The organism is Chitinophaga sp. OAE865, assembly GCF_040546735.1.
Classification (GTDB): Bacteria; Bacteroidota; Bacteroidia; order Chitinophagales; family Chitinophagaceae; genus Chitinophaga; species Chitinophaga polysaccharea_A.
Genome location: NZ_JBEPOF010000001.1, coordinates 7,045,350 through 7,058,782 on the forward strand (window position 1 = coordinate 7,045,350; position 13,433 = coordinate 7,058,782).

At 49.0% G+C, this 13,433-nt stretch carries 8 protein-coding genes; 6 read left to right on the forward strand and 2 right to left on the reverse strand.

Annotation, left to right across the window (positions count from 1 at the left end; all coding sequences use genetic code 11):
- Positions 1-106 precede the first annotated feature (106 nt).
- From ABIE50_RS28100 to treY, 4 genes are read left to right on the forward strand one after another with little or no spacing between them, the layout of a single operon-like run.
- Positions 107-616: a hypothetical protein gene (locus ABIE50_RS28100; RefSeq protein ID WP_209861692.1), complete on the forward strand. Its 510-nt coding sequence runs from the start codon at positions 107-109 to the stop codon at positions 614-616.
- 25 nt (positions 617-641) lie between these two features.
- On the forward strand, positions 642-2,150 hold the full coding sequence (gene malQ / locus ABIE50_RS28105) for a 4-alpha-glucanotransferase (protein WP_209861695.1): 1,509 nt from the start codon (positions 642-644) through the stop codon (positions 2,148-2,150).
- A gap of 4 nt (positions 2,151-2,154) precedes the next feature.
- On the forward strand, positions 2,155-3,969 hold the full coding sequence (gene treZ, locus ABIE50_RS28110) for a malto-oligosyltrehalose trehalohydrolase (protein WP_209861698.1): 1,815 nt from the start codon (positions 2,155-2,157) through the stop codon (positions 3,967-3,969).
- Positions 3,959-6,610, forward strand: a complete 2,652-nt coding sequence (treY, locus tag ABIE50_RS28115) for a malto-oligosyltrehalose synthase (protein ID WP_209861701.1) — start codon at positions 3,959-3,961, stop codon at positions 6,608-6,610. Before treZ ends, treY begins: the two co-directional genes overlap by 11 nt.
- Here the strand turns inward: treY and glgX are convergent.
- Positions 6,602-8,725 carry a glycogen debranching protein GlgX gene (glgX, locus tag ABIE50_RS28120; protein WP_209861704.1) on the reverse strand — a complete coding sequence of 708 codons (2,124 nt, stop codon included), beginning with the start codon at positions 8,723-8,725 and terminating at the stop codon, positions 6,602-6,604. The two genes, treY and glgX, sit on opposite strands and share 9 nt — an antisense overlap.
- A 136-nt stretch (positions 8,726-8,861) precedes the next feature.
- Here glgX and ABIE50_RS28125 point away from each other — a divergent pair, with 136 nt between their 5' ends.
- Both ABIE50_RS28125 and ABIE50_RS28130 read left to right on the forward strand, forming a co-directional pair.
- Complete coding sequence (locus ABIE50_RS28125; protein ID WP_142686517.1) at positions 8,862-9,185, forward strand: hypothetical protein; 324 nt, start codon at positions 8,862-8,864, stop codon at positions 9,183-9,185.
- A gap of 4 nt (positions 9,186-9,189) precedes the next feature.
- Complete coding sequence (locus ABIE50_RS28130) at positions 9,190-11,688, forward strand: Hsp70 family protein (protein ID WP_209861707.1); 2,499 nt, start codon at positions 9,190-9,192, stop codon at positions 11,686-11,688.
- Here the strand turns inward: ABIE50_RS28130 and ABIE50_RS28135 are convergent.
- Positions 11,685-13,310 carry a hypothetical protein gene (locus ABIE50_RS28135; protein WP_209861709.1) on the reverse strand — a complete coding sequence of 542 codons (1,626 nt, stop codon included), beginning with the start codon at positions 13,308-13,310 and terminating at the stop codon, positions 11,685-11,687. The two genes, ABIE50_RS28130 and ABIE50_RS28135, sit on opposite strands and share 4 nt — an antisense overlap.
- Positions 13,311-13,433 lie beyond the last annotated feature (123 nt).

A 13,433-nucleotide genomic window follows, 5' to 3' on the forward strand; every position in this document is an offset into this window, starting at 1 on the left:
CCCCACTTTGACCCGCTACCACAGCCATTATGCTATCATATCATCATCCGGCACCTGATTTGTTTTTCCCGGAAGTAAAAATAACCAGATCCCAATATTGTGTCGTATGAGAAACAAAATTACCAGCCTTCTTATTGAAGAAAAAGCAGATCAGCGTATTCAATTTTACTTGTCCCTTGACCTGCTGAAAGTGAACCGCGCCTGTGTTTGCCAGGACAACACTACTGATGCATTTGCCTGGCTTAAAAGAAATACCGGCTTCGTTCCCGACTACATATTCATCAGTTCTGCGATCCCTGTAGCACATGCGGCCTTATTTATCAGGCAGCTCCGCCAGCTAAAGGGAATGGCCACTGTACCTGTGCTGCACTTTGCGGCGCCAAAGGAACAACTGTCCGCGTTTGAGCTTAACGCAACCGGTTTTACTGACTGCCTGGTAAAACAGCCTGATATTTATTATTTAAGGGATGCGCTTAAAGTGATTTTTGAAAAAGATTATCATCTGGCAAAAACGACAGAGGAAGTACCCATGCTGAACAACGTGGCTTCACGGATAAGGGAAATGATGGAAAACAGCGTAACCGCCATCGAAGCGCCACGTCGCTTATCTGCGTGATCTGTTACCGCTTAAACAGCAACATATGGCATTAACACCTTCCGGCAAAACGGTAAGGAGGGCAGGAATATTGCTGCACATTACCTCCCTGCCCGGCCCTTTTGGAATGGGAGACCTCGGGCCTGCCGCGCGGAAGTTCGCCGATCAGCTGTACGACAGCGGTCAGCAGATATGGCAGGTGTTACCGGTAAACCCTATTGATATCTCCAATGCTTCGCCTTACAGCGCCTTATCGGCCATGGCGGGAAACATCCTCCTGATCAGCCCTGAACTGCTGGTAGAAGAAGGCTTACTGGATAGATCGACATTGATAAAATATCACCTGCCGCAGACAGATACTGTTGATTTCAAAGCAGCAGCAAGATATAAACTGGCCATGCTGGAATCGGCATGGCTGAATTTTAACAACGGCGGGTCTCCTGAACTGGCGGCAGAATTCAAAGAGTTTTGCGACAGGGAGGCAGCATGGCTGAAAAGCTATACCACCTATAAGGCCTTGTCTGCCAAATACGGCGGCAAGCCCTGGCAGGAGTGGGATGCAGCCGACCGTAAAAAAGAGGCGGTGCTCAGCAGTGAATATGCTGCTATTAGTCTAAAGGAACAATGGTGGCAGTTTATTTTTGACCGGCAATGGCAGCAACTGAAAATGTATTGCGACCAGCGCAATATCAGTTTGTTCGGAGACCTTCCTTTCTATATCAGTCACACTGCGGCGGATGTATGGAGCCACCGTGAGCTTTTCCTGCTGGACAATAAAGGCAATATGACCAGTGTGGCCGGGGTACCGCCGGATTATTTCAACGAGAACGGGCAACGGTGGAATATGCCTATCTACAACTGGCAGGAGCTTAAAAAAACGAAATACGAATGGTGGCTGCAAAGAATTAAACGGAACATGCATTGGTTCCACTTGCTGCGGCTGGATCACTTCAGGGCTTTTGCCGCCTTTTGGGAGGTACCTGCTTCATCGCCTGATGCTAAAACAGGCACATGGCAGCCGGGCCCTGGCGGCGACCTGCTGAAGGCCATGATCACCGCCTTTCCCGGCAACCCTTTCGTGGCGGAAGACCTGGGCGATATTGATAAAACGGTAACCGATCTGAGAGACCGGTTCAGCTTACCCGGGATGAAAGTATTGCAGTTTGCGTTTGGAGATGACATGCCCGCAAGCACTCATATACCTCACCAGTATCCGCAACACTGCTACGCTTACACCGGCACGCATGACAACAATACCTCGACAGGATGGCTGCAGGAAGATGCCTCCGCTGTAGAACAAAATCACCTTAAGCTATACTGCGGCATCATACCAGGTAAAAAAAAGATACACCTCCTGCTGGGCCGTATGATATATGCTTCCGTAGCCTCCAATGCCATACTGCCTATGCAGGATGTACTGGGACTGGGGTCCGCTGCCAGGATGAACAAACCTGCAGCAGACGGGCAACATTGGGCCTGGAGAATGCTCCCGGGGCAATTCAGCAAAAAAACAATTACCAGGTTAAAAAAATGGACACAGCTATATAACCGCTGATCTTATGGATAAATACGATCTTACAGGAACATTCATCAACAATGAAGGAGCTGCCACCTTCCGGCTATGGGCGCCTCTCCGTAAGGAAGTGGCGCTGCAGCTGGCAGACAGGCAACTGCCAATGACGCCGGCAGGCAACGGCTACTGGGAACTAACGGTAACGGATATATACCCCGGTGCCCGGTATACTTACCTGCTGGATAATACCCTGCAGCGGCCCGATCCCGCCTCGCGCTGGCAGCCCGAAGGCGTACATGGCCCCTCGGCTGTCCCTGAAGCATCGTTCAAATTTACCGATGACCACTGGACCGGCATTGAACCGGAAAAAATGATCATCTATGAAATCCATACCGGTACTTTTTCTTCAGAGGGTACCTTCCGCGGCATTATACAACATCTGCACTACCTGAAAGAGCTCGGTATTACTGCTATTGAGCTAATGCCTGTAGCACAGTTTCCCGGCGAACGTAACTGGGGATACGACGGCGTATATCCGTTTGCGGTACACAACAGCTACGGTACGCCGGATGACCTGAAAACGCTTGTAAACGCAGCCCACGCCATGGGGATAGCGGTAATACTTGACGTAGTATACAACCACCAGGGACCGGAAGGGAATTACTTCTCCGACTTTGCTCCCTGGTTCAACGATCATTACAAAACGCCCTGGGGTGCTGCCATCAACTTCGATGGCCCTTACAGCGATGGTGTGCGCAGCTTTTATATTCAGAATGCGCTGATGTGGCTGGAAGAGTTCCATATGGATGGTTTACGCCTCGATGCAGTACACGCCTTTGTTGATACCAGTGCAGTGCATTTCACGGAAGAGTTGTCTGCCGCCGTGAAAGCGCTGCAGGAACGCACCGGCAAAAGAAAAGTGCTGATCGGTGAAATAGACCTCAACAACCCGCGCTTTATAAACCCTGTAACCATTGGAGGATATGGACTGGATGCACAATGGGCCGATGAATTCCATCATGCGCTGCATAGCAGGTTAACCGGTGAAAGGCAGGGCTATTATGAAGACTTTGGAGAGGTATCCCACCTGGCCGCATCATTTGAAAATGCCTATGTTTATACCGGCCAGTATTCTGTGCACCGGAAAAGGAATTTCGGCAGACCGCCTTCCGGCAATCCTTTTCACCAGTTTGTTGTGTTTGCGCAAAATCATGACCAGGTGGGCAATCGCATGCGGGGAGAACGCCTTTCGTTGTTACTGTGTTTTGAAGCGCTGAAACTGGCTGCTGCTGCCGTTATACTATCTCCCTTTATTCCTTTGCTATTTATGGGAGAAGAATACGGAGAAAAAAATCCCTTCCTGTTCTTCACATCCCATACAGATCCCGGCCTCATAAAAGCGGTACAGGAAGGACGCAGGAAAGAATTTGCACACACCGGTGAAGCGCCGGACCCGCAGGCGCCCGCCAGTTTTCAGCAAAGTAAATTGAGCTGGAACACTACCGGTAACAGTAACGCTGCACTGATGGCCTGTTACAAAGCGCTGTTGTTACTGCGCAGCCAATACCCGGCTATTTCCGGCGGCAACCGCGAAAGCGCCCGCGTACATCATGCGGAAAATGAAAACGTTCTGGTGCTGGAACGCCGTATGGATGGCGAAACACTGCTGATCGTATTTAACTTCGATAACCATACACAAACAATACCTTTTACCACGCATGGCAACCTGCGGAAAATATTTGATTCCTCAGGCACAGAATTTAACGGGCCGGGTACGCTCCCCGAAGCTGAAGGTAATAACCTGCTGGTGATACAACCCTTATCTGCTGTTGTTTATGAAATTACCGCTTATGAAAACTGATACCAATTACCCGCTCTCCACCTATCGCATTCAGTTTAATGATGCATTCACATTTGCCCACCTGGAAGAGATACTTGATTACCTGCAACAGCTGGGCATCACCACTATTTATGCGTCTCCTATATTCGATGCTGTACCAGGCAGCCAGCACGGCTACGATGGTATTGCCCCTTACCGGATCAATCCGGCTATTGGCACACTGGACGATCTGCGCAGGATCAGCGCTTCCCTCCGGCAACGCGGCATGACCTGGATACAGGACATTGTCCCCAATCATATGGCGCTGCATCCCGGCAATGAATGGCTGATGGATGTACTGGAAAGGGGGCCGGTTTCTCCCTGGTATCATTTCTTTGATATCGACTGGGAATATCATGATCCGCAACTGCACGGGCGCCTCATGGTCCCCTTCCTGGACAGGCCTTTGCCGCAGGCTATCTCCGAAAAACAAATCACATTTACTGCCGGGGAAAACGGCTTTCAGTTCAATACCGGCAGCCTGGCTTTTCCACTGTCTGTTACCGCTTATGATGTGCTGCTGGATACTTTTGAAGATGCAGCCCCGGAGATACGCGGGGGTCTGTTATCATTACAGCAGAATGGCCGGCTGGCACTTCCCCCTGATGAATGGCGGAGGCAAAAACAAACCTTGTTTAACGGCTTGCTCCAAACGCCGGCACTTACTGCCTTCCTGGAAAATGTAAACAACCACGAGGCGCTGCTTAACTTATTACTGGAACAACAGTATTACCTGTTCACACACTGGCAGGAAACGGCGCAGCGCATCAATTACCGCCGCTTCTTCACTATCAACGGGCTTATTACGCTGCGTATGGAAGATAAACAGGTGTTTGATACCTGGCATTCCTTCGCACATGAGCTATACCGGGAAAACCTGATCCAGGGATTACGTATAGATCATATAGATGGGCTGATGGAACCAGGCACCTATGTACGCAGGTTACGTGAGCTTTTTGGCGATGCATGTTATATTATAGCAGAAAAGATCCTGGGCGAAGAAGAATCACTTCCTGCCGGATGGGGGCTTGATGGAACCACCGGTTACGAATTCCTGTCGGATGTAAACCACCTGCTCACCAATAAATGGGGCGATGAAAAGATCAGCCGCTTTTACCGGGCGCAGTTCCCGGAGCTCGCCAGATATCCACAGCTGGTGCAGAATAAAAAAACAATGATACTCCAGACGCAACTCAGTGCCGAATGGGATCACCTGGTATACCTGTTGTACCACTACCGGCTGGTGCATAAAAGCACCGACCGCCAGAAGCTGAAAGCGGCATTGGGATTATGGATGGTATGTATGCCTGTATACCGGATCTACCCGGAATCATGGCCGCTGCCGGATAATGATATCATCATCCTGGAAGAAGCCATTACCGCTGCCGTCAAACGCACACCGGCATTAACAGATGAATTTGCCCTGTTCCGCTCATGGTGGAAAGAAGAGGCCGGAAAACCCGCGGTTATTCTGAAGTTTTTAAAAAGACTGATGCAGTTCACCGGCCCCCTCACCGCCAAAGGCGTGGAAGACACGGTGTTTTATGTATACAATGCATTACTGTCGCACAACGAGGTGGGTGACTCGCCGGCCGGTCATAAATGTACGCCGCTCACTTTCCATGAACGCAGCATTAAACGGCAACAGCAGTTCCCCGGCTCACTGAATGCCACTGCCACCCACGACACCAAACGCGGAGAAGACGCCCGTATACGGCTAAACGTGCTTACCCTGCTGCCAGACCTGTGGATACAACAGGTACAGCAATGGTATGCCATGAACAGTGCCTTCCGGGAAGAAAATGCACCCACTAAAAATGACGAGTACTTTATTTACCAGTCCATCATTGCGGGATATCCTGAACGCAATGATCCTGAAAATAATTTTATCCCCCGCTTGTCGGCCTACCTGATTAAAGCACTGCGTGAATCAAAAGAGCACAGTGACTGGTCGCAACCTGATGAAGGGTATGAAAACAGCTGCATTAACTTTATCCACCGGCTGTTTTCTCCCGGGCATGGCTTTATGGAAAGCCTCCACCCGTTTATGGAAAAGATCAACCAGCATGCACAGGTGTATTCACTAAGCCAGTTGCTGGTTAAGATCACTTCCCCGGGCATACCGGATATATACCAGGGTTGCGAATTATGGGACTTCAGCTTTGTAGATCCTGACAACCGCCAACCGGTAAATTACCCCGACCGCATAAATATGTTATCATTCATGCTGCAGCTTGAAAAAGATGATCCCGCGGCATTAATGAAACTGCTGAACGACAACCGCCGTTTTGCGTGGGAGAAATTATTTACCTGTACCAGGGCATTGCAATTCAGAAAAACACATGCCGCACTCTTTCAGCAAGGCGCTTATCTGCCGCTCAGCGGGGAGCAGGACCCGGTAATCGCTTACGCAAGGCAACATGAACACGATACCTGCCTGGTAATAGCGCCTTTGCTGAGCCCGGGGAATTTTGAACAGCGCTGGCTACCGCTTGATAATAATTTACCACAGCAATGGCGGGATATATTTACGGGAGAAACGGTGACAACAGAAAACGGGAAGCTTCCATTGGCGGTGCTGGATCGCTTCCCGGTTGCTTTGCTGGAAAAAATATCAGGTTGATTTATCTTCTTCCTTCATTAATAAAATAAGGGATCTTCCCGCTGCCATCAACTGATCGCCACTTTTATACTCCGCTCCTTCCTCATTGGTAGCAGTGTTCACCACTACTTTCCAGTGATCTCCATATTCCGCCGGTGGCAGTTGAAAGGCCAGTTCATCGTGATGTGCGTTAAAGATGATATAAAAACTATCGTCCAGGACCTTATTTCCTTTTTCATCACGGGTACGCAAACTCAGTCCGTTAAGATACACACCAAGCGAGCGGGCAAAGTCGGTATCCCAATGCTCATCTGACATGGGTGTTCCTTCGGGCAGGAACCAGGCGATATCCTCTACCCCAACACTTTCCACCGGCTCGCCCCGGAACCAGCGCTTACGGCGGAATACCGGGTGTTGCTGACGCAGGGCTATCATTTTCCGGGTAAATGCAATCAGCTCCTGGTCCATCTCCTGCCAGTTGAGCCAGCTCACCTCGTTATCCTGGCAGTAAGCATTATTGTTGCCCTGCTGTGTTCTTCCGGCTTCATCGCCTGCCAGCAGCATGGGAATACCCTGTGATAACAACAGCGTGGCCATAAAATTCCTTTTCTGCCGGGCTCTTAAGGTATTTACCAGCGGGTCTTGCGAAGGCCCTTCATTACCGCAGTTCCAGGAACGGTTGTGGCTTTCGCCATCGTTATTATTTTCACCGTTTGCTTCATTATGTTTTTCATTGTAGGATACCAGGTCGTGCAATGTAAAACCATCATGCGCGGTAATAAAATTAACGCTGGCAGTAGGACGGCGGTAATCTTCCTTGTAAAGATCGGCGCTGCCTGTAATGCGTGATGCAAATTCCGCAAGGGTGCTATCTGCGCCGCGCCAGTAATCGCGGATGCTGTCGCGGTATTTACCATTCCATTCCGCCCATCCCGGCGGGAACTTTCCCACCTGGTATCCGCCTTCACCGATATCCCAGGGCTCTGCAATCAGTTTTACCTGTGAAATCACGGGATCCTGGTGAATGATATCGAAGAACGCGCTCAGGCGGTCTACTTCGTGCAGCTCACGCGCCAATGTAGCAGCCAGGTCAAAACGGAAGCCATCCACATGCATTTCCGTGATCCAGTAACGTAGGCTGTCCATGATCAGCCGGAGCACATTTGGCAACCGGGCATTCAGGGTATTACCGGTGCCGGTATAATCCATGTAATATCTTTTATCGTCTGTGAGCCGGTAATACACTGCATTATCCACTCCTTTAAATGAGAGCGTGGGCCCGAGATGATTTCCTTCCGCAGTGTGGTTGTATACCACATCCAGGATCACCTCTATACCGGCGGCATGCAGGGCTTTTACCATTTCCTTGAATTCCCTTACCTGTTCCCCACGGGTGCCGGAAGCAGCGTATCTCGCATCCGGTGCAAAAAAACCGATGGTGTTATAACCCCAGTAATTAGTAAGCCCTTTATCTACCAGGTGGCGGTCGGCCACAAAATGATGCACCGGCATCAGCTCTACCGCGGTAATACCCAACTGCTTTATATAATCAATAGCCTCCGGATGCGCCAGCCCCTTGTAGGTGCCGCGTAGTTCTTCAGGAATACCGGGATGCAGTTTGGTAAAACCTTTTACATGTGTTTCATAAATAATAGTTTGCTGGTAAGGGATCCTGGGCGGTTTATCATCTCCCCAATCAAACTGTTGATCTATTACCACACTTCTGGGAATAAAAGGAGCGCTGTCTGTTTCGCTATAGCTCAGGTCTTCATTTACATGACCCGGTTCATAACCAAACAGGGAATTATGCCAGTTGATAGTACCGTTTATTGCTTTTGCGTAGGGATCTATCAGCAGCTTGTTGGGGTTAAAGCGGTGCCCCTCCGATGGTTCGTAGGGGCCGTGCACACGATAGCCGTACAGGAGCCCTGGCTTTGCGCCGGGGAGAAATGCATGCCACACGTTAGCGCTGCGTTCCTGGAGCCGGACGGTGTTGTAAGCTTCCCCTTCAGGATCGTTGAACAGGCACAGTTCTACCCTGGTGGCGTTTTCAGCGTACAATGCAAAATTCACTCCTTCGCCGTTCCAGGTAGCGCCTAAGGGGAACGGGCTTCCCGGATATGTTGTTGTTTCCATAAGATGAATACGTTTTTTGAATATAGTGATACAGAAGGACTTCCATCTTATCAAAGCCGGTGCCATATGCGGATGATGCCCGGTACCCTGAACAGATGAAAATATCATTATATTTGCTTAGACCAGCAATTGAATAATGGACCCGTTATCGACCCTTCACATCCGGATCATCAACCAGGTTTTTGAACTGGATAAAAAAACAACAGCCAAACCGGAGTTGTTGTCCCTGCAACGTAATATAGACCGTATCAAACAACATTTTGAGGAAGCCGGCTATACTATCGTGAACCCGCTGGGAGAACCTTACCGGGAAACGCGGGTGGATTATGAGGCGAGTATCACCGGCGAAATGTCGGCCGATATGGAAATCGTAAACGTGATCAAACCAGTGGTGTACTATACAGCAGGAGGACAAAAATCCATTTTACAAAAAGGTGTAGTCATCGCTGCCGCAAAATAAACCTATGAGCAACCAGATTAATTTCGGTATTGACCTCGGCACTACCAATTCCCTGATCGCACGGTTCCAGAACGGCGCCGTAGAAATTTTCAAAAACCCGTTCGGCCAGAAAGAAACGCTGCCTTCGGTGGTAGCTTTCCGGAAAGACCGGATCATTGTGGGCGACAAAGCCCGTGAGCTGATAGAGAAAGACCCTGAAAATGTGTTCTCTTCCTTCAAAAGAAAAATGGGCACTTCCGAATCTTTCTTTGTGCCCAATACCAGCGATTTTAAAACCCCGGTAGAGCTGTCGGCCCTGGTGCTCCGCGAGCTGAAGAACTTTATTTATACCGGCGAAAAACCGGAAGCAGTGGTTATTACCATCCCCGCCTCTTTTGATACTATACAGTCCAATGCCACCAAAAAAGCCGGCAACGATGCAGGATTCCGCGAAGTATTACTGCTGCAGGAACCCATTGCCGCCAGCCTGGCGTTTGCCAACAAACAGGCCAATGCCACTTCCCTGCAGGGACAGTGGCTGGTATACGATCTTGGCGGAGGTACCTTCGATGTGGCGCTGGTAAAAATTGTAGATGGCGAAATGCGTGTTACCGATCATGAAGGAGATAATTATCTTGGCGGGGTCGACTTTGATATTGCTATCATTGAACAGCTGGTGATACCCGCTTTGCTGCAGCAGCACGCTATCCCCGACCTGCTCACGGAAATGCGCAGCGCACGTGGAAAATACAATACCCTGTATCATATCCTGCTGAAAAAAGCAGAAGAGGCCAAAGTGCAACTCACTAACAGTCCTTCTGCTGAAATAGAATTTGAGCTGACGGATGCCAGCGGCGATACACAGGACATCTATCTTACCATTACCCGCGAACAATTTGATACGGTGATCTACAATCGTATACAATATTCCGTTGATCTTGTAAAAAAGATCATTGACCGCAATCACCTTACTGCCGCCGATATCAAAGAAATAGTGATGATTGGCGGAAGCACCTATATACCGCTGGTGAAAAACCTGGTGGCCTCACAGCTGGGCATAGCGGTGAACTGCAGCGTAGATCCTACCACTGCGGTAGCCGTAGGCGCCGCCTGGTATGCAGGCACTAAAACCATCAGTGAGCCGCAGCAAACAGGGAATAAACCATTGGTACCCGGCGTGCCAGACATCCGGTTTAAAACAGCCTACCAGAAAAATACCGCCGACAGGGAAGAATATTTCACCGCTATTGTAACCGGTCCTGTTACAGGGCTCAGCTACCGCATTGTGCGCGCCGATGGCGGCTACGACAGCGGCATCAAGCCCCTGCAGGAACGCATTTCCGAAATGCTGCTGCTGGCGGAAAATGCCAGTAACACTTTCAACATACTGGTATTCGATGCCGCCCACAACGAGCTGGATGTACAAGCCCCGGTGATCGCCATTTCACAGGGTAAATTTAATATTCATGGCCAGCCACTGCCCAACGATATCTGCATAGAAATAGACGACCTGGAAAACAATGCCACCAAACTGGAGCTCATCTTTGAAAAGAATGCCATCCTGCCGTTACGGAAAACCATCATCAAGGAAGTGATGAAAACCATCCTGCGCAGTGGCCGCGACAGCCTCCTGATCAACGTACTGGAAGGCAGCAGGTATGCAATTCCCGGCAGCTGCGTTCCGCTGGGCATGATAGAAATAAAAAGCACCGACCTCATTACCGATCTTGTAAAAGGTTCCGATGTGGAAATCACCCTGCAGATCAGCGAAAGCAGGGACCTTTCCGTGAAGGCGGTGCTGCTCATGAATGAACAGGAATTTTCCGAAGTGTTTAATCCCATGGTAAGGAAAATCAACACCGGCAAACTGCTGGATGATATCCGGCAGCTCCGTTTGAACGCATCTGAAAAAATAAAATCATTCCGCAAAAACCAGCAATACGAGCTGGCTGCCACTGTGCAGGAAATCATGACGGATCTTGATCATATCAGCAGCCGCCTGGAACTGCTCAGTGATGACGATATCACCGATGAAAAATACCAGCTGGAAGAAAAGAAACGTAAACTGGCGCAACAGCTGGACAGTACCGGGAAAGACCAGCTGATCGTGGAAATTACCGAGCTGTATTTTCAGCGGAAAGAATATTGCCTGTATAATATCCGGGAAGAAGAAGACAGCAGCCGCATGCCTCGTTTCGAAAAGATCATCGCAGATGAAAGCGCCTATTTATCTTCACAAAGTTACTACGCCATTAAAGCAAAAATTGATGAGCTGAATGACCTGAGCTGGGAAATAAGACGCAACAAACCCGAAACCTGGATCAACGCCTATTACTATTATGCCAATGTAAATACAGAAGAATATACAGACCCGCAAACAGCTGCGCGCTTTAAGGAAATCGGCGAGCGCGCACTGGAACGGAAAAATTATGACGAACTGAAAGTGGCGGTCAACCAACTGTTCAACCTGATGCCCGATACTAAAAAAGAAAGAGACCAGCTAAAGGGAACAGGTATCGGCTAATCGCCTATTTCCATCTCTATTCCTGCCGCATTATTTTCCAGCAGGTTAAAATGTATATGCTCACCAGATGCGCCGATTTCGATAGGAATGTTCCGGTCGGAGGTTGCCCAGTACATGGGGTCCAACTTGAAAATGAGGTTGTTCTCTTTCAGGAATTGTTTGGAGTTTTTATAAGACATAAGGAAAAAACCTTTTACCCTGTATCCACGCACATCATCCATCGCATATTGCGCTTCTTTTGTACCATCCCAATGTTCGCCAACATACACATACAACCGGTTCACCGCAAGCTGCAACGGCACAAAAGCGCTATCGCCCGGTGAGATGTAACAGGAATAAAAAGTATCCGGTGTCTGGATCAACGCTATAGCAGGCACTATTAAACGATTGTAGAGATGCAGGCTTTGCCGGTGGGCCGGATTTCCTTTAGGTGATGCGTGGCTGGCATTCAGACCTTCCTTCGCCATCTTCAGTATGGCCGTATCATTGGTTTTACGCAAAGGTTTTTCTAATTCCGCCATAAGATCAGGGCCGTACACATCATCTCCTGTTAAGGGTGTTTTACTGGTATCCTTCTTATTCAAAGGATATATTGAATCTGTTTGCAGGTGATATAAAAGATATTTTACCGGCTCATAAGTGCGGGTATTCGTAAAATAATCGAAGCTGGTAATTATTTCGGGGCGTGGTGATTTTGTTTCTATTAATGAAAAGAAAAGGCGGGACAGGAGAACAGCCGATATTATAAGCACCAGTGACCCGGTTCCCTCTTCACTAAGCATCTTTGGTTTCAGCGGGCCTAGCCAATACCCTATTCTCTGCGCCAGTTTCATTTTCTTCTTATATTCCTTCAGCTTCACTTCCCATCGCTCTTTCTCCTCCTGCACATACATAGTGGTATCCAGCTTACTCACCAATTCCAGCGCAGCCATCCCGTTTCTGAAATCTTTCCGGTATACGGCCAGTCCCAGGTTGATCAGGGAAATGCCATAGTCACTTCTCCACTCATGGAATCCGCGGGGCAATGCATTCAATTGCTGCACGAGGGTGATATTGGCAAAGTTCTGTAGTTCCTTCCAGGGAATCGCAGCTCCATTTCTCAGTTTTCCAATAACAATTTTCACCTGTTCCTCCACTATATGCATATAACGGAATATCCGCCTGTAGCTGATGGTGGTATGCTCCCCATCCAGCAGCCAGGGATTGGCAAAAAGATCGGTAGTGGCTTGCAGTTTCCTGTGCTTCAGGCTATCTATCACTGCGTTGGTAAATAACGGCTCATAGTAAGGAGAAATAAATTTCATGAAGGCCTGGTCTTCATACAAGGGGTTATCCGAAAACCTGCCGGTGATTTCTCCCTTGTCCAGGAAGTGCAGCAGCACCGGGTCTGCCGCCACCTGCGCGTGAAAGAACAGTTCCTTGCCAGCGGCCAGCTGGTCAAAAAACTGTAGCAGCTGGTGTTTATCGAATGCCCATTCACCTGTTTTGAATTGCTTGTCGTCCGACAGGTCCAGTTCTGCCAGCATTTTTTTCCGGAGAAGGGATAACGCAGCAGTGTTTCCCGTATCTACGGGCCCACCCTGTACTGCCTCCAGGAAAATAATGGGATTCACATATTTCATAAGAAAGCAAAATAAATAAAATCCTCTATCTCTTCCTTAATCTTATAAAATTCAAAAAATAAAATCAATGAAATCATCAAAATCAGCGTAATCAGCGTAATCAGTATTCCAAGACAAAATCCG

Coding starts and splice junctions, on each gene's coding strand:
- ABIE50_RS28100 (WP_209861692.1), top strand. CDS start 107: ATGAGAAACAAAATTACCAGCCTTCTTATTGAAGAAAAAGCAGATCAG.
- malQ (WP_209861695.1), top strand. CDS start 642: ATGGCATTAACACCTTCCGGCAAAACGGTAAGGAGGGCAGGAATATTG.
- treZ (WP_209861698.1), top strand. CDS start 2,155: ATGGATAAATACGATCTTACAGGAACATTCATCAACAATGAAGGAGCT.
- treY (WP_209861701.1), top strand. CDS start 3,959: ATGAAAACTGATACCAATTACCCGCTCTCCACCTATCGCATTCAGTTT.
- glgX (WP_209861704.1), bottom strand. CDS start 8,725: ATGGAAACAACAACATATCCGGGAAGCCCGTTCCCCTTAGGCGCTACC.
- ABIE50_RS28125 (WP_142686517.1), top strand. CDS start 8,862: ATGGACCCGTTATCGACCCTTCACATCCGGATCATCAACCAGGTTTTT.
- ABIE50_RS28130 (WP_209861707.1), top strand. CDS start 9,190: ATGAGCAACCAGATTAATTTCGGTATTGACCTCGGCACTACCAATTCC.
- ABIE50_RS28135 (WP_209861709.1), bottom strand. CDS start 13,310: ATGAAATATGTGAATCCCATTATTTTCCTGGAGGCAGTACAGGGTGGG.